This window comes from Bifidobacterium scaligerum (genome assembly GCF_002802865.1).
Classification (GTDB): domain Bacteria; phylum Actinomycetota; class Actinomycetes; order Actinomycetales; family Bifidobacteriaceae; genus Bifidobacterium; species Bifidobacterium scaligerum.
In genome coordinates this window covers 40,570-61,366 of the sequence record NZ_PGLQ01000001.1, presented here as the reverse complement: position 1 = coordinate 61,366, position 20,797 = coordinate 40,570, and the positions used below count along the sequence as shown (strand labels likewise).

Annotated in this window: 15 protein-coding genes and 1 other RNA gene; all 16 read right to left on the bottom strand. The window is 57.8% G+C overall.

Going from position 1 to position 20,797, the window contains the following annotated elements; all coding sequences use genetic code 11:
• Positions 1 to 8: 8 nt before the first annotated feature.
• Positions 9 to 1,286 carry a glycoside hydrolase 5 family protein gene (locus CUU80_RS00240; protein WP_100495366.1) on the bottom strand — a complete coding sequence of 426 codons (1,278 nt, stop codon included), beginning with the start codon at positions 1,284 to 1,286 and terminating at the stop codon, positions 9 to 11.
• A 22-nt stretch (positions 1,287 to 1,308) separates the two neighbouring features.
• Entirely contained in the window at positions 1,309 to 2,142 is an 834-nt protein-coding gene (locus CUU80_RS00235) for a carbohydrate ABC transporter permease (RefSeq protein ID WP_100495365.1), read from the bottom strand.
• Positions 2,135 to 3,130 (bottom strand): carbohydrate ABC transporter permease, encoded by a 996-nt coding sequence (locus CUU80_RS00230; protein ID WP_100495364.1) that lies wholly within the window; start codon positions 3,128 to 3,130, stop codon positions 2,135 to 2,137. Before CUU80_RS00230 ends, CUU80_RS00235 begins: the two co-directional genes overlap by 8 nt.
• A gap of 2 nt (positions 3,131 to 3,132) precedes the next feature.
• Entirely contained in the window at positions 3,133 to 4,431 is a 1,299-nt protein-coding gene (locus tag CUU80_RS00225) for an ABC transporter substrate-binding protein (RefSeq protein ID WP_100495363.1), read from the bottom strand.
• A 335-nt stretch (positions 4,432 to 4,766) separates the two neighbouring features.
• Positions 4,767 to 7,901, bottom strand: coding sequence for an alpha-mannosidase (locus CUU80_RS00220; RefSeq protein WP_100495362.1), 3,135 nt, complete (start codon positions 7,899 to 7,901; stop codon positions 4,767 to 4,769).
• A gap of 523 nt (positions 7,902 to 8,424) precedes the next feature.
• Complete coding sequence (locus tag CUU80_RS00215; RefSeq protein WP_133119374.1) at positions 8,425 to 8,799, bottom strand: hypothetical protein; 375 nt, start codon at positions 8,797 to 8,799, stop codon at positions 8,425 to 8,427.
• Between the two features lie 157 nt (positions 8,800 to 8,956).
• Positions 8,957 to 9,568: a hypothetical protein gene (locus tag CUU80_RS00210; RefSeq protein ID WP_243388571.1), complete on the bottom strand. Its 612-nt coding sequence runs from the start codon at positions 9,566 to 9,568 to the stop codon at positions 8,957 to 8,959.
• 264 nt (positions 9,569 to 9,832) lie between these two features.
• Positions 9,833 to 10,229, bottom strand: a transfer-messenger RNA (tmRNA) gene (gene ssrA, locus CUU80_RS00205).
• A gap of 147 nt (positions 10,230 to 10,376) precedes the next feature.
• Positions 10,377 to 11,462 (bottom strand): cell division protein FtsQ/DivIB, encoded by a 1,086-nt coding sequence (locus CUU80_RS00200; RefSeq protein ID WP_439329963.1) that lies wholly within the window; start codon positions 11,460 to 11,462, stop codon positions 10,377 to 10,379.
• Positions 11,463 to 11,536: 74 nt separating this feature from the next.
• Positions 11,537 to 13,075 (bottom strand): UDP-N-acetylmuramate--L-alanine ligase, encoded by a 1,539-nt coding sequence (murC, locus tag CUU80_RS00195; RefSeq protein ID WP_100495359.1) that lies wholly within the window; start codon positions 13,073 to 13,075, stop codon positions 11,537 to 11,539.
• Between the two features lie 63 nt (positions 13,076 to 13,138).
• A complete protein-coding gene (locus tag CUU80_RS00190; protein WP_100495358.1) occupies positions 13,139 to 14,329 on the bottom strand; it encodes a UDP-N-acetylglucosamine--N-acetylmuramyl-(pentapeptide) pyrophosphoryl-undecaprenol N-acetylglucosamine transferase in 1,191 nt (396 codons plus the stop codon).
• A 16-nt stretch (positions 14,330 to 14,345) separates the two neighbouring features.
• Positions 14,346 to 15,563, bottom strand: coding sequence for a putative lipid II flippase FtsW (gene ftsW, locus CUU80_RS00185; RefSeq protein ID WP_100495357.1), 1,218 nt, complete (start codon positions 15,561 to 15,563; stop codon positions 14,346 to 14,348).
• Positions 15,550 to 16,995, bottom strand: a complete 1,446-nt coding sequence (murD, locus tag CUU80_RS00180) for a UDP-N-acetylmuramoyl-L-alanine--D-glutamate ligase (protein ID WP_100495356.1) — start codon at positions 16,993 to 16,995, stop codon at positions 15,550 to 15,552. Before murD ends, ftsW begins: the two co-directional genes overlap by 14 nt.
• A gap of 118 nt (positions 16,996 to 17,113) precedes the next feature.
• Positions 17,114 to 18,220: a phospho-N-acetylmuramoyl-pentapeptide-transferase gene (gene mraY, locus CUU80_RS00175; RefSeq protein ID WP_100495355.1), complete on the bottom strand. Its 1,107-nt coding sequence runs from the start codon at positions 18,218 to 18,220 to the stop codon at positions 17,114 to 17,116.
• Between the two features lie 50 nt (positions 18,221 to 18,270).
• The gene (locus tag CUU80_RS00170) at positions 18,271 to 19,743 is read right to left on the bottom strand and encodes a UDP-N-acetylmuramoyl-tripeptide--D-alanyl-D-alanine ligase (RefSeq protein WP_100495354.1); all 1,473 of its coding nucleotides are present in this window, start codon (positions 19,741 to 19,743) and stop codon (positions 18,271 to 18,273) included.
• Positions 19,744 to 19,913: 170 nt separating this feature from the next.
• A complete protein-coding gene (locus CUU80_RS00165; RefSeq protein WP_100495353.1) occupies positions 19,914 to 20,777 on the bottom strand; it encodes a hypothetical protein in 864 nt (287 codons plus the stop codon).
• Between the last annotated feature and the right edge of the window lie 20 nt (positions 20,778 to 20,797).

Here is a 20,797-nt window from a genome sequence, read left to right as displayed (position 1 = left end):
TGATTCAATCAGTCGACGGATTCGAATGCTGGGTCAGAGACCGCCGAATAGAACCGTGCCTGATACGGAGCCGTGTCTCGGTGGATCTCATCGATACCACGGCGGCGCAGTTCGTCCGCATCGGAGGCGACGGCGGAGGTGACGATGGTCGGGCGTCTGCCGGCGACTTCGAGTTTCATCCACAAATCGCACAGCGAGCCTCCCGGGCCCAGCGAACCACGGTGAACCGGGTTGCCGGTGTCGTCCACGTCAACGACCACTGCCACGGACTTGGCGTCTGCAGGCTTCATATCGCGATACTGCTTGGCTAGTTCGCCGAATTCGCGACCGATAGGCTTCAGATTGCCGTGCTCGTCGAACAAGCCGAGCGAGTATTCCAGCTGAGGGAAGTCCGCCAGCGTAGACGGCACATCATGCGAGCACCACCACGTGATGCCCCACAGATTCGGGCAGTCAAGTGCCTTGGTCACGGCACGACGGCAGAATTCCGGCGTATCTTCGGTAGCGAGCACGTTCTCGGGTGCGCCCACCTCTTGCAGCCATACCGGGCGGTCCGCCGGACCGAACGCCTTCGCCAACTCGGCCAGATACAGCGCATATGAATAGCATTCTTCGCTTTTATCGCCATAGCCCTGACCGATGCCGTTGAACACCCACGAGTGGATAGTGGTCAGATCGCCCTTGGTGGCGGACTGCACCGGCGTAAACGGATGACCATCGATGAACCAAGTGCCGTCGTTGACGCTGTAAAGCGAAAGAGCATCACCGCGCTTGGCGGCTGGCAGCAACGTGTCCAGCCATGCGTCGATCTGCTCGCTGGTAGCCGTCATCTTGGTCGGATGAGGGCGATCAGAAAGCTGATTGACCTCATTGCCCAGTGTGAGCCCCTTGAAAGCATCCTCCTTGGAGAGCTCATCGGCCATTACCGTGATCAGCTCACGCTCGGAGGTCACAGCATCCGGATCGGTGAACATGTTGCCCTTATGCCAGGTAACCAGCCAAGAAGGAAGGAAATCAAAGCTGGACAGGTGCCCTTGGAACACGTCCACATAAGCATCCAGTCCGTGTTCACCGGCCATGTGCACCACGCGGCGTACATCGTCGACACCCTTCATATTGATCCAGGTGCGGTTCGGCTGCAGATACGGCCAGATCGGGAAGATACGCACATGATCCATACCGAGATCGGCGATCTGCTTGAGATCGTTGTCGATGCTCGACCAATCAGGATTCAGCCACGAATGGAACCAGCCATGCGAAGGCGTATAGTCAACGCCGAATTTCATAGTATTGTCCTTTCGCGAGCGATCAGCCCTTGACGCCACCTTGTTCAACGCCGCGGAAGAAGTACCGCTGGAAGACCAAGAAGAAGATGATGATTGGAATGAGAGCCAGAACCGTGCCGGCCGCGATAAGTCTAGGATCGGAGAAGAACGTGCCGCGAAGACGGTTCATACCGACGGTCAACGTGAACGTGGAATCATCGGCAAGCACGATCAACGGCCAGAGGAAGTCGTTCCATGCGCCCACGAAGGAGAAGATCGCCACAACGGTCGCCGTGCCAATCACCTGAGGGACGCAGATCTGGAGGAACCGCTGCCAGACATTGGCACCGTCTACCTTCGCGGCCTCTTCGAGCTCATAGGGCACGCCACGGAAGGCGTTGGTCATGAGCATGACGTTGATGGGCTGAATAAGCCCCGGCAGAGCTGCCGCAAGCAGCGTGTTCTGCAAGTGCATGCCACGAATCACAAGGAACTGGGAGATGATCACCGTCTCCACAGGAATCATCATGCAGGCGAACACCAAAGCAGTGACGAATCCCTTTCCCTTGAACTTCAGTCGAGCCAGCGCATAGCCGGCGAGCGTCGAACCGATTACGTTGCCGCACACGGAAATAATGGCCACGATGGCGGAATTACGCGTGTAGGTCAGAATCGGAATGGCATTGAGGGCCTTAGTGAAGTTAGCGAAAGTGAAATCTTTCGGGAACAGATAGGGCGGAACTGAATAGATGTTATCCCCCGGGCCCTTGACCGCCAGCATCAACTGCCAAATCATCGGTCCGATAAGAATGACGAACATGAATACCAGCAAGACATACTGGATGATGCGTGCTGCTTTTCCTCGTTGGTTATGCATTACGATCCGCCTTGCGCTGAACAATGTTCTCAATGACGATCAGTGTGCCGAGGATAACGAACATCAGCATACTGATGGCTCCCGCGTAACCGGTTCGCGCCTGCAGACCGGTACCTTCACGCTTGATGAGCATGGACATGGTGAGGTCTTCACCACCTGTGCCGCCCGTACCACCGGTCAACACATAGATTTCGTTGAAGACTCGGAACGCTGCAATGGAAGACAAAAGCATGATAAGCATCATCGTCGAGCGGCAGCCAGGCACAGTGACGTGCAGGAACTGACGAATCGGACCGCACCCGTCCAGCTCGGACGCCTCATACAGCGAGGGATCGATATTGGCCAGAGCAGACAGGTAAATCACCATGTAATAACCAAGACCGGTCCAGATCGTAACCAACATGGCGCTGAAGAGCAACAGCCAACGATCGGTGAGGAAGGGAATTGGTTCGGTGATCCACTTCATCGCCTTGAATATCGAATTCACCAGGCCACGGCTATCAAGCAGGTTAGTCCAAATCAGACCGACGATAACGGACGACATGACAACCGGCATATAGAAGGACACTCGGAAGAATGCAAGTACCCTGCCGTTTCCGGAGACCAGAGCGGAAAGGATCAACGGGAAGATAACCATGCAAGGCACTACGCACACCACGTACAGTGATGAATTGAGCAACGCGGTCTTCAGTCGAGGATCGCCAAACATCTTGATGTATTGGTCGAAGCCAACGAACGAACCGGGCTTGAGCATGGTGGCGTCCGTAAAGGACAGCTTCAGCGTGTTGATGAACGGAATGATGAAGAATACCACGATGACGATAAGCGCTGGGAGCACGAACAGCCACGGGGCAAGTACACCATTTTCGGGGATTCGACGCGACTTGTCGACCTCATTCAAATGCTTCGTCTTTTTCGAGGAAACTCGGGCGGGCTTTTCGCCCGCCCGAGAAGTCGCTCGCGTCGCAGACGTCGAGCTGGCAACCATGATTACTGCTGCAACCTCTCATCGGAGAACTTCACAGCCGAATCAAGGGCATCCTTAACGGACTGCTTGCCCTGAATGGCCTGAGCAACCTGTTCACGCAGGTTGGTGGTGTCCTGAGCCTCAGAGAATTCCGGCGGAACCCACAGGGTGCCGGTCTCAATCTGCTCGGCGGAAATCCTCATGGCCTGAGATTCCAGATCATCGCCTTCAGGCTTGAAGAACGGATCATCCATGGAGTCCTTGGTGGACGGGAAGATGTTCGCAAGCTTATCGAACTTGACCTGATTCTCCTTGTTGGTGACATACTTGGCGAAGTCAATGGCCAGGGCCTTGTTCTTGGTCTGGGAGTTGACAACCAGCATTTCCATGAAGATGTTGGCGGAAGAGTTGGCCAGACGCTTGGTCACGATGAGGTTCTTGTAGACCTCGGGAGCGTTCTCCTTGAAATCGTTCACGGAGTAGAGGCTGCCGGCCATGGCCATAACCTTGCCCTGCTTGAAGGCGTCGGTCTCACCGTTCCAGTTCGCGTTCAGAGCTTCCTTGGACAGTGCACCGCTGTCATACATCTTCTTGTAGTTCTCAATGAAGCTCTGTGCCTTGTCGCTGTTGAACGTATAGGAGGTGCGATCCTTGTTCATCATTTCGACGCCGTATTCGCCATAGTTCTCGCTGTTGGGCAGCTTGGCGAGCATAGAGATCCCCTTCTCGCCACAGGTCTTGCCGATCTGATCAGCGAGCTTGAAGAAGTCATCATATGTGGTCGGCAGGTTGCTGGCATCAGCGCCACATGCCTCAACGGCGGCCTTGTTGTAGAACGTCGGGCCGGTGTTGAGGTACCACGGGAAGCCGTAAGTACCCTCTTCAAGGCCTTCACCCTTGAAGGTGGCGCCCTTCCAAGCGTTGTCAAGGTATAGATCCTTGGCAGAAGGATCTTCCTGGGCGATGTTCAGCAGCGTGCCAGCCTTGGCGAGGATATATGCAGCGTTCGGGCCCATGTCGATGACATCAGGCAGCGAGCCTGCAGCGGCATCGGCGGACAGCTTGTCCTCGTAGCCTTCAGACGGCTGGTCAACCCACTTAATCTTCGTGCCGGGGTTATCCTTCTCATACGCGGCAATCAGATCTTCAAAGTACGGGGTGTACTTGTCGTTCTTCAGATTCCAAGTCTGGAAAGTGATCTCGCCGCTCAGCTTGCCATCGGACGAGCTGGCATTGTTGTTGCTGCCACCGCATGCAGCCATGGACATCACCATGGCAACGGCACCACCAACGGCAACCACACCTTTCGCGGAGAACCTCATGGCTCATTCCTTTCTCTTGTTTAACTCCCGCCCATCATCGGACAGAAACTGTGTATTTCACTCGACAGATTCGGCTGAAAACGCCAAACTCAATAACTCTCCTTCGACTTGCTCCGTCGAGCTAAAGCGATTTAGTAGACGCATCTCAAAGAATCGTTTACTAAATCGGTTTAGTTAAAGAATAGCACGGAACTCAGGAAGCACAAAATCCTGAATGTCGCCTTTACTCGTACGGCGTGTCGTCTGCAAATAAGCCAGAAAGACAACGAAAACGCTGGCGTTCTCATCTGCAACAATAAGAACGCCAGCGTTCAGATTTAACCAATGGTTTTCACTTAACGGCGAATACGCAACGTGGCGAGCTGGAACGGACCGAGGTGCAGGCGAGCGCCTTCGGCGGGCTGCTCACTGTCAATACCGTCCGAGACAAGGGCCACAGGCAGATCTGCGGCGATAGCATCGCCTTCCAGCACGTTCGTTTCGCGAATCGTGGCGTTGCGCAACGCGTCGCACACATGCACACTGGCCTCAGCGCGGCCACCTGCAGCTTCATAGACGCGGACAACGAGGTCGCCGGAGCCATCGTCCGCCAGCTTCACCCAGTCGATCACAGCCGTGCCATCCGTTACATCGAGACCGACCAACGGTTCGACAGCAGGCACGTCATGGAGCACTGGAGCATTGAGCTCACACGCGGCGTCCACAGCGCGTTCCACCGTGGCGTCGGCCACGACTGACCAGTCGTAGTCATGCTGACCCGCATCGGTACGCGGATCGGGGAAAGTGGGTGCGGAAACCAGAGACAAACGGAACATCGTACCGCCGCCCAAGCCCCGCGCAGCATCCACAGGAAGCTGCAGTGCATCGGAACCGTATATCGATCCGTTCACCACCGCAGCCGCATATCCGGCTTCACGCAGAATCGCGAACCGGTTCGTACTGCTTTCGAACTTGGCTTCATCGGAGGCGCTGTTCTTGACGATCGGGCGTTCGACCAGACCGTACTGGCAGTCGTATACCGCACGATCAGCGGTAACAGTCAACGGCACATCGACCTTGAGGAAACGTTCCTTAGCCCGCCAATCGACGCTCGTATGGAAATCAAGCTGCTTGGCACCGGGACGCAGTGTAATCGTCGTATTGATTACCGTCTGCCCCACAATGGTACGCGTAACGACTACAGCAGAACCTCGTTCGTCGATAGATGCCTCGACGATTTCGCCGTCCAGACCTTCGGCCATCAGCAGGGATTCGCGCTCAATCTCCCAAGCGTCCCAGACAGCAGGTTCATCCTTCATCAATTCGTATCGGCCCAGACGAGTGCCCGCAGGAACCAGCTCACGTCCACGAGACTCATCGATCAGCGAGGAAATGCCACCATCCGATTCGATAACCGTCGAAAGCGCCCCGTTGGAGATACGAATGCGCCCGTCATCGAGATTTTCAACCCGCGCCGGCAACGTCTCCCCTTGTGAGCAAATCGAACGGACCTGCCACGAACCACCGTCCGCGCGATATTGGCTGATGCGCGCGGACGGCAACAGGTCGCGATCAGGATGCGAGGCACGCAGCACTGCACAAATCTGTTCGGCGATCTCCTGCAGCCGCTGAATATCACGGCGGTAATCCTCACGCGCTTCGCGATGCACCCAAGCGATACCCGATCCGGGAAGAATATCGTGGAACTGGTTCAGCAGCAGCGTCTTCCAGATGCGGTCCATCTCCTCGCTCGGATAAACGAAGTTCGGATCGGCAATCGAGGCGGCAGCACCCAGATACTCAACCGTGCGCAGCAGCGATTCCTCCGTGCGGCATCCACGCTTCATATCCTGCTGGGAGGTCAATGTACCGCGATGCAGTTCCAGATACAGCTCACCCTTATATACCGGCATTTCAGGTCCGGCGTTCTCTTCGATCTGCCGGTGCGCCTTGTCGAAGAACTCGTTGGGGGTCTCGATGTTCACACGGGAAACGCCTTCAAGGTTCTCATAGCGGTGCAGGTGCTCCATCATGTCGCGCGTGGGGCCGCCGCCGCCATCGCCGAAACCGAAGAGCAGAATCGAGCGGTCAGCAAGATCCTTGTTTTGGAAGTTCTTCTCGGCGTAGTCGAGTTCCTGAACCTTGCACCATGCCGCGTACGTGTCCGAAGGCGGGAAATGCGTGAAGATGCGCGAGCCGTCGATGCCTTCCCACATGAACGAGTGGTACGGGAACTTGGTGGTGTCGTTCCAGGAGATCTTCTGGGTGAGGAACCATTCGTAGCCGGCACGGCGAGCGATCTGCGGCCATGCGCCCGTGTAGCCGAAGCTGTCGGGAAGCCAGATGCCCTTCGGCTCCACACCGAGATGCTCCTTGAAGTAGCGACGACCATAGCTGATCTGACGAATCAACGATTCGCCGGTGGGCAGCATGCCGTCGGACTCCACCCACATGCCGCCGACCGGGATGAACCGACCTTCGGCGATGCGCTGCTTCATACGGGCGAAGATATCGGGATGATCCTCCTCCAGCCATGCATACTGCTGGGCGGAGCTCATCGCGTACTTGAAGTCGGGATCCGCGTCCATCAACGCCAGAGCGTTAGACACGGTACGGGCCACCTTGCGGCGGGTCTCACGCACCGGCCATAGCCATGCGGAATCGATATGCGCATGTCCGATCGCACTGACGTTCATTGCGGAGGCATTCGCCGGTTTGGCAAGCACACCGGCAAGCTGTTCGCGCGCCGCGACCACGGAGTCAAGACGCTGCTCGTCGAAAACATTGATCGAGCGCTGCAGCGCCTTGGCGAGCTGCCAGTAGCGGGGCGACTGCTTGTCGGCCGCCTCCATGAGCTGCGAAACCACATCAAGGTCCACGGAATAGTTCTCGAAGCGCTGGTCAAATTCAGTCAGGTCCGCAGACTTGAACACATAGGGCTCATCCGGCTTGCCCGTGGCCTTCTCACCGAGCTCGGTCACGATGAACGGCGGCACACCGAGCAGCAGCGGATTGCACGCGGCTTCCAGATATACGGTGAAGCTGCCATCCTCGGCAATCGGCACCTGGGCATTGCCATCGGCGTCCATGAACGGCACCCAATGGTTGAGCGGGTGCACGGCCTTGATGGCGGTACCGTCCTCACGGTAGACGAGTCCTTCGATGTGGCCACCGCAGGAGTGCGGATACCAACCGAGGTCAATCATCAGCTCCAACGGGCGACCCTGAGGATAACCGGCCGGCACAACACCGGACAGACGGAACCAGACCGTACCCCATGTGGTGCCCCATTCGTTGCCGAGCGTGAACGGATGGAAGGTGATTTCCCCGCGACCGACCTTGTCGAAGAACTCGCCGGACGGCATCGGTTCGCCGGGAATATCGAAGGCCTCCACCTTCAGATGTTCAATTACCGGATGGATATGCGGGTTGACTCGTTGACGCAGCACGCGCTTGCATCGTTCGAGCTGTTGCTCTGGTTTGAGAAACATTCTGGCCTTTCCCCTTGTGTGTCGCCGCGATTCGCGGTCACCTCATCGTGCCGCCGCCCCTGTTACATGGCGTTTCGGCCCGCGCCTCCCTTTCGGAACTAAAGCGCTTTAGTACCTTAAGTTTGGACGCTCTCACCAGCAATGTCAAGCCGCTTTCCCCCGCGCGTGTTCCGGACTGTCGATTTAGTCGGCCTTGCAACGGTTCTGCTTCGCCACAACCACCCGTTTCGCCGCCCACTTCACCTTGTCAATCTTGTGTTTGAACCCGTGTTTGCCAGTCTGAGCGGCGACTGGTTGTCGGCAGCGCGCCCGATAGCGGGTTCACCGTGACTGGTTGTGCATTTCACGATGTACACCATAATGGGTACGGCTCCACTATCCCACTGGCGGGACGGGAAGATGCAGCATCTTTCTTTGTGATTTCGCGTGCTGGATTCCTTGCCTAGCCAGATGGAGTGTTGACGTTGGCGGCATTCCCCTAATTCCGCTCCGTTCACGTTGGTAGCATCAGCGAGGCTGATTTTTATTGCCCGTTCTCCACCGAATAGGTGTCGCACGAGGCGAACGCGGACTGCCCCGTGCCCTTATGGGTCTGATATTCTTTGCCATCGACCTTGATGGTGCACGTCACTTCCTGCGAGTCGTCTCCCATGACATCTCCGCTGACCGTGAGGCTCATCCACTTCTTGGCGTCCTCTCCGGTGAATGTCTTCGACCACGTGCCTTGGAAATCTTCGGAGCTGATACCTCCACCTGCATTCCATGTGACGGTCCCCTTACCGGTTGCAGTGGCGGTCATTTCCACGGTTTCAACGGACTGGTTGAGGTTCCCTTTGGAAAGCTCGTCGAGCGATTTGGATAGATATGTTTGATACGCAAAGGTGACAGCGATCGCCAAGATGGACAGCACGGCACCGATTACAGCGAGGATGCGTCCCGAATGATCTGGACGGTCACGTCAAGTTCGTCGACATCTGATTATGGTTCATCCTCAACATGCGTTCGATCAGTGCGTGCCCCACAATTCCATCAGCGCGTTCTGCTCTGAGGTGCGGTCAATCGTGATCCCTAACCATCGAAACCACATCATGGTTGATTCTGCGAATGGTCTCATCCGAAAGCATCTCATCGGTGGTCATCCAACGGCAGTCTTTGGAATCCACATGGAAATGATCGCTCTTCCACGCTTCAGGCATGGTCTTGATATCCGCCCGGTACAGGGTGTAATCGTAGACGCGATTCTCCTGATGCTCGGTAGAGTACTTCTCATGCGTCTCATCGGTGACGCGTCTGAGGGTGAAGTCATCCTTCGGGATCTCGAATCCGGTTGAAAGATAATCCTCGAGCAGTCGAATGTTCTCGGTCTCATTGTCGGCGGTGGCATGGTTCGGGAAGAAATCGCACCCCCACTGACGGTCATGGTAGAGGAGATAACGGTTGCCGTCGCGAATCGCGATGATGCTGCTATGCTTCTCCGTCCTGTCCATGTCTTTCAACTCCTGATACAGTTTCTCGGCGTTAAAGCCTTTTCTCCATGTAATGATAAGCCCGACAAGAGAATACAAGGTCACAAGCGCCGCCGCGATGCCGAACGCGATGGCCAGCCATGACGGCAGGCTTGTGGTGAACGCGGACATGACCAGGAAGGCTCCCTCCACAAGAGCCACTGCGTGCGCCGCCTTCGAACCAAAGCCGATGGCCTCTCGACGCTTCTCCAATGAGGCGCGCAACCGGTTGGAGTCGATTCTTAACAAGATGTTCGGCAATGGTACGCGAGGCGGCGAATAACAAGTCTTTCATATCGTTCTTTTGACCACACTTTGCTCACATTTTTCTGAAACTGGTGAAAGGCAGCGAGATTGGGTGAAAACAAAAAGCCGCTCAGCCTTACTTTTGTAAGGCCTTGCGGCTTGTTTCCGCGATTGCGGAGATAGTGGAGGCGCGGGGAATTGAACCCCGGTCCGATGACCGAGCCCACAGTCTTCTACGTGCGTAGTCTGCTGGCCGTGCGGCGGTTTTTCTGCCCCCATCGATGTCGCAGACAACTGATGGCGAGCATATCCGCAGTTAAAGTCCCGACACAGCCCTGAGGCTCAGCTGTATCAGCAAGTCTTCTTAACGACGCTCAGCATCCTCCCAAAGACGAGGAGGAGTGAACGGAGCGGCTGCTCACTGGTTAATCCTGGCGCGAAGCTCAGGCAGCGAGAGCGAACTCAGTGCGGTTAGATTTAGCACTTATTCTTTTGTCGGGGTCATCCACGAGTGGACCCGACGTTCTCGGCACGCTTCCCTGCAGCGAACAGGTCACCGTCGAAACCGATCGCCCCCAATCTTGAATTATCAAGCTCCGGCCTTCAGACCGGACTTTTCAGACTACACCTCTCCCCTCAAATCCGCAACCTATACGCTCCCGACGAACGCGAAGGCGACGCCAGGATACGGGCGAACGCAACGGTCCGTGCAAAACAGCAATCATCATTTGATAATCGGCTTCAACGGCGCGGAAACATCCACCTGCTGCTTGTTGCCGATGACTTTCGGATCGTTGATGATCTTATCGACCACAGCCATTTTCAACTTAAGCTGTGAGGAGTCACCCCAGACGATCACCCGTGCGCCATCATCCAGTACGGTGGTCACTGAATCCTGCGTTTCTGCGGTGACCTTGGTAATGGACTGTCGCATCGATTCCGGCAACGCACCCAGAATGGCCAGCGCCTCCTTGATCGAACGGTTCTTCAGGCTTGCCTGGGCATCCTTGGTTTCGATGACCGGTATGCCGCTGATGTCCTTGGCGGTTACGGAGTTGAGCACACGCGCATCAGCATCCACCGCGACCAGCGTATCGCCGCTTTTGAGCATGGCGGCAGGTCGTTGCGCGGTGACCTCGACACTCATCGCCTTGGGGAAATGCTTGGTCACTTTGGCCTGTGAGACACCGGGAATGTCTTTGAGCTGTTCGGCAACATCGTTGGTGGAAACCATAAACAATGATTTGCCGGACTGTTGGTCCGCGATCTTATGAATTGTGCTGGCGCTCACCCATTCGTTGGCACCAGAGACTTCGATGCGATTCGCCTCCAGACGGAATGCCGAAGAGAAGAACAACAACCAGAACAACGCCACCAATGCCGCGACGACCGCGCCGGCAATCAACGTCCGCAATGCGATCACCCGCGTGCTCGCACGCCTATGTTCTTTGGCACGTTCGGCGAAGTTCACCACTTTCGGGCGCGAAGCGACTCCGAGCATGCCGGTGGTCTGTCGCAGCGTCTCGGTCACGTAGTCTTCGCTCGGCAATCGTCTGGCGTCTACGAACGCCCCGGCGGGCCCATTGGCCACGGTGACATCAGGCACGAGTTCCGCTTGCACATCGCTGGTGTCCGAGGTCACGGTGCGAGGCTTGCGACTGCGGGCCAAGCGAGCGCCGCTGGCCTTGGATCCCGTATACGATTCGATGGTACGTCCACGATGCGGCTTACGAGTTTTCTGGGATGAGCGAACCACGCCATATGGCCGTCGCACCCCACGCGACTGATGCGCTTCGCCCGTCTGCGGCAATCGACGTGGCTCGTCCGATGCGTGGTGATTGCCCGTCGTGTGTGAGGAGACCGATCTGACCGTACGGGAGGCCATTACTCGCAACGCTCCCTATGCGCCTCAAGAGCCGCAAGCAACACGTCATCCATCTGCGTGATGTCGCCGGCACCCACGGTGATGATCACGTCACCGTGGTGAGCGCGCATGGCCATCATCTTGGCGGCCAGACGCATGTCATCAACCGCCTGAATCCATGAAGACGTTCTGGCATCGCCGAGCTGGCTGGCCGCGTCCACAATGGTGGAGGCAGTCACATCCGGGAAGTCCTCCTGCTTCTCGCGCGCCGGGAAAATGCCCGTGACGATGACGTCATCCGCCTTGGACAAGGCTTCGGCGAACTGGCTCGCGAAGAATTTGGTACGGGAGAACAGGTGCGGTTGGAAGATCACGCGAATGATGTGCTCCGGATATCGACGTCGTGCGGCATCGAGCAAGGCCGCGATTTCGGTGGGATGATGTGCATAATCATCCACCACCGTAACCTGCTTGACCGTACCGCGTATCTGGAAACGACGCGCAGCTCCGAGGAATGTGCCTGCCGCGGACGCAGCCTCGGCAGGGGCCACGCCAAGCAGCACCGCAGCCGTAATTGCGGCCGCCGCATTGCGCGCGTTATGGATGCCCGGCACCTTCAACGTCACATGCTGATCAACCGGATCCCCACCGGTCACCGCTTCCGGCAGGTGCAGCACCATATGTTCGGCACCGCTGCCGGCGCTCTCGCTTTCGGAGCTGATCGACACATACGCCGCGCCGCCGAGATCCGGCAACCCGGCCTGAGGCGTGGTGCCGTAGGCCACGGTATGTGACTTGACCTCTTCCGGCAATGACTGCAGCACAGCGAGAGCATCCGGGTCGTCTGCGCAGATGATCACATGACCCGTGGCATGACCGGCGTGCTGCACGAAAGCGGCGCGGTAATGCGCCTCATCGCCATAATGATCCAGATGGTCAGCCTCGCAATTGGTGATGATCGCGATAGTCGGATGATATTTGGCAAAGCTGCCATCCGATTCATCGGCTTCGGCCACCAGCACCGAACCCCGACCGGCGTGGCCGCCATCAAGTGTCGTGCCATCCGGCCCCTGGATGGAACCGCCGATGGCGTAGCTGGGATCGGCACCGACATGAACGAGAATATGCGCCAGCATAGAGCTGGTGGTGGTTTTGCCATGGGCCCCGGCCACGGTAACCGCCTGTTTGCCATTCATCAGCAGAGCGAGGATGTCGCTGCGGTGCACGATGCGCTTACCGTCCTCATGAGCCGCCACGATTTCCGGATTATCCGGTTTGATGGCACTGGAGTAGACCACGGTTTGCGCATTCGCCACATGATCCGCCTGCTGGCCGAACTCCACAGTGATACCCAACGACTGCAGACGATCGGTTTTGGCACTGCGCTCACGGTCGGATCCGTCCACTGGCACGCCTTGCGCATGCAGCATTTCCGCAAGAACACTCATACCGGCACCACCGATGCCGATAAAATGCGTCGCCCCCAAATCAGACGGTCGCGCATCGGCATCAAACCCGGCGTGAGTAGGATCAAGCACAATGGATTGTTCCTGAGACAATTGACGCTCCTTCATGAATTCCCGGCATCTATTATGGCCGGCATGCAAACCTTGTACCAGCGGTCAGCGATTTGACGCGCTTGCCTTCGCGAGACTCAGCACCTGACGTGCCATGATCTGCGCGGCATCACGAATGCCGTACTGCCATGCTTTGCGACCGTATTCGGCCAAACGATCGGCATCGGCCAGCAGATCGGGCACATGGGCGCGCACCCAATCGGACGTCATATCCTTGTCGGCCACCATGAGGCCGCCACCTGCGTTGACCACCGGTTCGGCATTGAAACGCTGTTCACCGTTGCCAATGGGAAGAGGCACATAGATGGCCGGCAAACCCAGTGCAGCCAATTCGGAGACGGAACCGGCACCCGCACGGCAAATCACCAGATCGGCACAGGCGAAAGCCAAGTCGATGCGTTCCAGATATTCGGCGGTATGGTAGTCTCCTTGTCCCGCGGTTTCAGCGCCGATACCGGTAAGCACCCGCTCCCCCGCCGACTTGGAAACCAGAGTCCGCACCTCGTCGATTTTGCCGCGACCGGTCAGATGAATGATCTGGGCATGGGCCAGCAGATCTCCGGCTGCGGATGCAATGGCACGATTGAGGCTTTGCGCACCGAGCGAGCCGCCAGTGACCAGTACCAACGGACGGTCCGGGTCCACACCCAACGCTTCGGCAGCCTGACGACGTACAGCTGCACGATCTTGCTCGAACTGTTTCGCCAATGCCGCGATAGCAGGGCGCAGCGGCAAACCTACGCGCTGTACCACTGCTCCCTGCCGTGGCTTCAAACCGGTATGCTCATAGACGGTACCGATGAAATCAGCCCAACGGGCACCCAGCTTGTTGGCCATGCCGGCGCGGGCATTCTGTTCGTGAATGACGATGGGTATGCCCATACGATGTGCGGTGGCATACACCGGTGCCGACGCGTACCCGCCGAAGCCGGCCACCACATCCGCCTTGCGACGTTGGAGAATCGAACGCACCTTGGCGGTTTCCCGGCGCCATTTCATCGGGAACTTCAACATGTACAGATTCGGCCTGCGCGGGAAGGGAACCTTGTCGATGGTGTCCAGTTCCAGCCCGGCGGCGGGTACGAGATCTTTCTCCAGCCCCACCGCCGTTCCTACAACGGTCACTTGGGCGGAAGGCTCCAGCTCGTGAATCGCGCCGGCGACCGCAAGCAGCGGATTGACGTGTCCGGCGGTGCCTCCGCCGGCGAGAACGATATGCATATTGCCCTGACTCATGGTTATCGAGTGTACTCTACGCGCTTTGCCTGGCCTGCCGGATCTGCGGCTGCGAGCGCATAAGCCCCACAACCAGTCCTGCGGCCATCAGACACATGATCATCGACGAACCGCCGGCCGAGACAAATGGCATCGGTACACCGAGCACCGGAAACACTCCTACGACCACGCCGATGTTCACCATGGCCTGACCGACGATCCAGATGGTGACGCACATGAGTACCATGGCCACATAGCGGTCGTTGACCTGCAGAGCGATGACGATCATGCACCATCCAAGAATCATGAAGAACAACAGCACAACGGCACAACCGACGAATCCGGTCTCCTCGCCAATGATGGCGAAGATGAAGTCGTTATGCGCGGCTGGCAGATAGTTCCACTTCTCACGCGAGTTGCCAATACCCACGCCAAGGAAACCACCGGAGGCGATGGCGTATTTCGCATGTGTGGACTGGTAGCAAACCGTTTGCGCATCGGCGGCTGTGCAATCACCGTACGTGGCCAGAATGCGCCTCATACGGTTAGGACTGGAAATCGCCAGCACGGCCACCATAACCACAAGTGCCACAACGCCGGCGGCCATCCACTTGCCAGGGAATCCAGCCACCAGAAAAGCCACTACGCCGATGAATCCCAAAATCATGGCGGTGCCCAGATCCTTGCCCCCGACGACAAGGCCCAAACCGGCTGCATAGATCAGGATCGGAGCACGGTAGGCTTTCATCCCCTCACGCCGGTATCTCAGAGCGCATACGCGCAACGCCGAAGGCAACCAAACGCACATGGCGAATTTCATGAATTCCGCTGGCTGCACCGTAGTGAAGCCCAGATTCAGCCAACCCTTGTTGCCGTATACATCAATGCCCAGCGGCGTGAAGGTCAGAGCCTGCACGATCAGAGAGGCAATCACGAACATGGCACCGGCATGCTTCCAGAATTTCACCGGCATGATCATCACGAAGAATCCCGCCAGCAGACCTATCAGGCAGAACCCTCCTTGGCTGATGAGCTGTACGAATGGCGACCTTCCTTGCGCCGTCATGGTGACGGTGGAGCTGGAGAACACCATGATCAGGCCGAAGCAGGTCAGTCCCACCACTGCCATACGGAAGCCGTGATAGCACCACAATGGGTTGAGCAGGCTCCGCCACCCGGTGTAATCGGTAATGGTCAGGGCCGGTTCTTCCGGTGTTCTGCGTATTTTGCGCGTGGAGGACTCAGTGAAGACCATGCACCTCGCTCCACGTCTTGGCGGCCTTGGCAAATCGGTTGCCGCGATCCGCATAGGAGACGAACTGGTCCATTGAGGCACAGGCCGGGGCCATCAGCACCACGTCTCCACCGGCCGCATAGTTGCCGGCGGCCTCGACCGCACGATCCATCACCGTCGCGTTGTCTGTCGGGTCGATCACGGTAGTCGGAATTTCCGGTGCTTGGCTGGCGAAAGCCTCGATCATCGGCGCCTGATCACGGCCGATGATTACGGCAGCCTTGATGGTATGCGCCTGATTCTTGACCAGATCCTCGAATCGGCTGCCTTTGGCGAGTCCTCCGGCAATCCAGATCACGGACTTGGCGGGGAAGCTGGACAGCGATGCGTGCGCGGCATGCGCGTTCGTGGCTTTGGAATCATCCACAAAGCGAACGGTGCCGTCAGCAAGTTTCGCTTCAGCCACGGTCTGGATGCGATGGCCGCCGGGCTTGAATTCACGTAACGCGGCAAGCGCGGTATCAAGATCCGCACCATGGCCCAGCACCAGAGCCAAGGCGGTTAGTGCGTCCGCCACCAGATGAGGATACAGAGAACCGTCCGGTTCCGCCAGATGCGTGAACTCGCGGATGGGAGCGAGGCGACGTGGCGACTCGGCTGACCCGCCGGCCACGCCGCTTTTGTCCACAATCCACCCGTCAGCGATGCCGATCTGTCCGGCTTCGGGCGGCTCCAGAGTAAAGCCTACTTTGCGGCATCCTTCAGCCGTTTCGGCCGCCAGAGCCAGTGCAGTGACCTGAGCATCCTGCGCATTGTAGACGACGACTTTACGGGCGCGGTGGAACACTTTTGCCTTGTCGGCGGCGTAGCGTTCACGTCCACCATGCCAATCCAGATGATCGTCGGCGATATTGGTGATCGCGGCGCATTCCAATTCCAGAGAATCGGTGAAATGCAGCTGGAAGGAGCTCAACTCGACGCAGAGCACATCATGTTCCGGATTCGTGGCGCAACGGGACAGACTCATCGACATGTCTCCAGAGGCGATATTGCCAGCCGTCGGCGCATCCAATCCGCAGGCGGTCAGCATGGCCGAAGTCATCTCCGTGGTGGAGGTCTTGCCGTTGGTGCCAGTGATGCCGATCCAAGGGGCCGGCTTGCCGGTGCGAACATTATCCACACGCAGGCGCCATGCGAACTCCACCTCGCTCATCACCGGGATGCCACGTCGCTGGGCCTCCACGATGAACGGCGTGCGGGGGTTGAACACCGGCGAGGCCATCACATAGTCGACGTTCTGCCAGTCCACCTCATCAAAGCTCTTCAGATCCGCTTCCGGTTTGCGTTCATCGACGCCGATCACATGGGCGCCGCGCTCACGCAACACCTGGGCCAACGACGTGCCGGATACCCCCAATCCGGCGATGACCACTGTTGTACCTGCTACCTGCATTGTTCCTCCTTGCAATTGGAGTTTTCACGCGGTAGAACCGCGGCAAGCCCCATGTATTCGACCTCGTAGATTCGCTCTGTGTTCCGATGCCCTCGATCCATATCGGTTCCTGATGCCGTCAGCTGAATAGCAGACCAGACCGGGTCACCCAATCGCCATAGAAAATGGTCAGGGCAAGCAGCACGAAGATGAGTTCGATCATCCAGAAACGTACCACCACCTTGGTTTCCGTCCATCCCTTCAGCTCGAAGTGATGATGGATAGGCGCCATCTTGAACACACGTTTGTGGGTCATCTTGAAGTATCCCACCTGAATGACATCGCTCATTGCCTCCATGACGTACAGGCCGCCCAGAATCACGGCAAGGAACTCCGTATGCGTGGCGATCGACAGTGCGGCGAACAATCCGCCAAGCGCCAACGAGCCGGTGTCTCCCATGAAGATGGAAGCAGGATTCGAGTTGTACCACAGGAAACCAAAGCAGGCCACGGCCGCGCAGATCGCGATAACGGTCAGATCCAACGGATCCGAAACAGCGTACGAGTAACCGCCATGGCTTCCGCCTTTAATGTGATAGCTTTCCCAGAATGCGATGACGCCAAAACCAGTGAAGGCGATCATGGACGACCCGGCGGCCAGTCCGTCCAATCCGTCGGTCAGGTTCACCGCATTCGTCCACGCGGCCATCAGGAAGTTCACCCAGATCACGAACAGCACGATCGACACGGCACGTCCGGCAAAATCGAAGCTGAAGAACGGCTTTTCAATGAAACTGATACCCGCCTGCGCGCTAGGGAATCCCGTTTTGGTGGGAATCAGCAGCGCCAATACGGCATATACGGTGGCGAAGATGAACTGGCCGATGAATTTGCCGGCCACAGACAATCCTTCGTTCTGCTTCTTGCGCACCTTGGCGAAATCATCGATGAAGCCCAGCACGCCCATGGACATCATGGCGAACAGCACCAGTATCGCGGACCATGAGGGCACATCGCCCGAATGAAGGTACCGGTACAGCGCAGATGAGGCCCATCCCAAAAGGATCGCGAAATTGATGACTACCCCACCCAGCGTAGGTGTTCCACGCTTGACCAGATGAGACTTAGGGCCATCCTGACGGATGTACTGTCCGTAATGCAGCCGGTGCACCAAACGTATCAGCATCGGCGTGCCGACCAAGGTGACGATCAACGACACCAACATTCCAATGATCAGAGCAATCACGTGCGGCTTCTCTTTCTCGTTCGTTCTTCGTACAGACTATGCCAGCTGCATCAGTTGCTTGTCCAACGTTCGGCAAGGGCGCTCAGGCCTGAGGCATGGGATCCTTTGAGCAACACCACGGTATCCGGATGTTCATCGGCCATAGCCAGCACCAGACGCTCAGCCTGATCAATGCCATGAACGCATTCGACAGTGGTGTGAGATGCATCGGATGCATCACCGGTATCCTGCTGTGCACCTTGGGCCAAAGCCTCGGCCATGGCATCCAGATGAGCATCATGGTCGGACCCCACAGCGATGATGGCGTCCAGTCCTAGTCCCGCGGCATACGAGCCCACGGACGCATGCAACGCACTCTCATCGGGCCCCAACTCCAGCATGGCGCCCAGCAACGCCACTCGGAACGGAGTGCCGCCGTCGGCACTGGTCCATGCCTTGAGACCGTCAAGACCGGCCTTCATCGAATCGGGATTGGCGTTGAAGGAATCATCAATCAAGGTGAACGAGGCATCCTGACGCTTCACCGTAGACAATGCCATACGATGCGGGCTGATCACGTGCTGTGCGGCCAGCACATCAGCCACTTCATTCATGGTCATGCTATAACGCATCGCCACTGTGGCGGCGGCCAACGCATTCATCACATTGTGACGTCCCGGTATGCCCAGATGCACCTGCACCGTGTCGCCCTGAGCGTTCTGCAAGGTGAATTGCGCATGATCGGCATGGTCGGAGGTGATGTTCTCCGCGCTCACTTCACCGTCGCGCGTACGGTCAAGGCCGAACCATAGCACCGGCCCGACAGCCAAAGAAGCCATCGGCACCACATGTTCATCATCGGCGTTCAGCACTGCAGTGCCACCGGGCAACAGGCCCTTGACGATCTCGCTTTTCGCTTGGGCGATACGCTCCCGGGAGCCGAATTCACCAAGATGAGCCACACCCACCTTAAGCACAATGGCCGTATCAGGCGGGGCGATACGCGTCAGCCGAGCGATTTCACCAAGGTGACTGGCGCCCATCTCCGCCACGAAGAACCGGGTGCGCTCATCTACCTTCAATGCGGTCAGAGGCAAACCGATCTCGTTGTTGAACGAACCGACCGGCGCAACCGTGGGGCCTACATGTGCAAGCAGTGCGGCGAGCAGATCCTTGGTAGTGGTTTTGCCCACCGAGCCGGTCAGACCGATGATGTCGAAATCCGTATCCAACGCGCGTCTGCGTTCAATATTGTGCTTAGCCAGTTCACCCAGCGCCTCGACGGTGTCCTCCACCACGATCTGAGACAAGGCGGCATCGGCAACCTCATGATCCACAATGGCCGCCACCGCACCTTGCGCGGCTACGGCGGGCACGAAATCATGGCCATCCACGCGCTCGCCCTTGATGGCCACGAATACCGATCCTTCGCCAGCCTGCCGGGAGTCGCTCACCGCGCTGGTGGCCAAGCGCTCCGACGCCGGTCCTGCGACCAACCGTCCGTTGACCGCCTCGGCGATCTCCTCCACATTCATGGGAACCATGTTCCTCATTCCTTCCCTGCGTTGTTCTTACGTTCCTGCCGTCTCACCGCGCTGTCGGCTGCTCCGTCTGACGGTGAGCATGCCGCTCGCCAATGGTGCCGCCGACTGTTATGACGTTCTTCCTTGCCGGTCTCGGCACCCGACCGGGATACTCTCCTTGGCTCAGATCGTTACTTCAGATTGCTGGCAACGCGCAAAGCGCTTCGTATATTGTTCTTCCTCACTCCGGCCGCCAGTACCATGGCCACGGCCAAAGACAGATGTCCAAGCCGTCCGCGATCGTTCATGGCCGGGGATTCCGCTGCGATCTCGTCGGATTCGAACGTCGTAGTGGTCATGGTCAATTTCTGATCGGCGACGAATGAGTACCGTTCTTTGAGCGCATCGACATCCTCCATCAATTGCGCATGCTGAGCACCCAATACATCCACATTCACCGACGCCAGCGCGTGCTTGGCCAGAGTCCTGTCGTTCAACGCCACGATCACCGCGGCCACACCGTCCTCGGCGCATACCGACAACGTGCGTTCGACGTCAAGAATGCCCAATGGGTAGTTCAAGGCCATCGTGTGAGTCATGGAGGTGGAACCGGCTGCGGAGATTACCGCCACCGGATTGCCTAGCATGTGCAGGAATTCGGCAAGCTGCGATACATCGGCCTCAATAGTGTCGTCATCCACCCCGGTCACCGCGAACACCGCCATGGTGTTGGAGGGGTTTCCGGCAAGACCTGACGCGAGCTGGCCCAGAACACGATCATCGCAGTCACCGTACAGCACCGGAATATCGGCGTGCACCTGTCCTTTCATCGAACGGGGCATCAACGCCGCATACGCCCCTGCCCGCTCGGCGTAGGCCAGATCAGTGGTTTTCCGGCAGACGAACAACGAACCGGGAAACACCGTATCCATGGCATCGCTCAACGAAGTCACCGTAACGTTCGAAGCGAACGGCGGGTCCAGTTCAAAACCATATTGTTCAACCAATAGGCCCAAGGTCACCCGTTGGGCGATGGATTCGCTCACTACGCTCATGACTTCACCTTTCCGCCTCG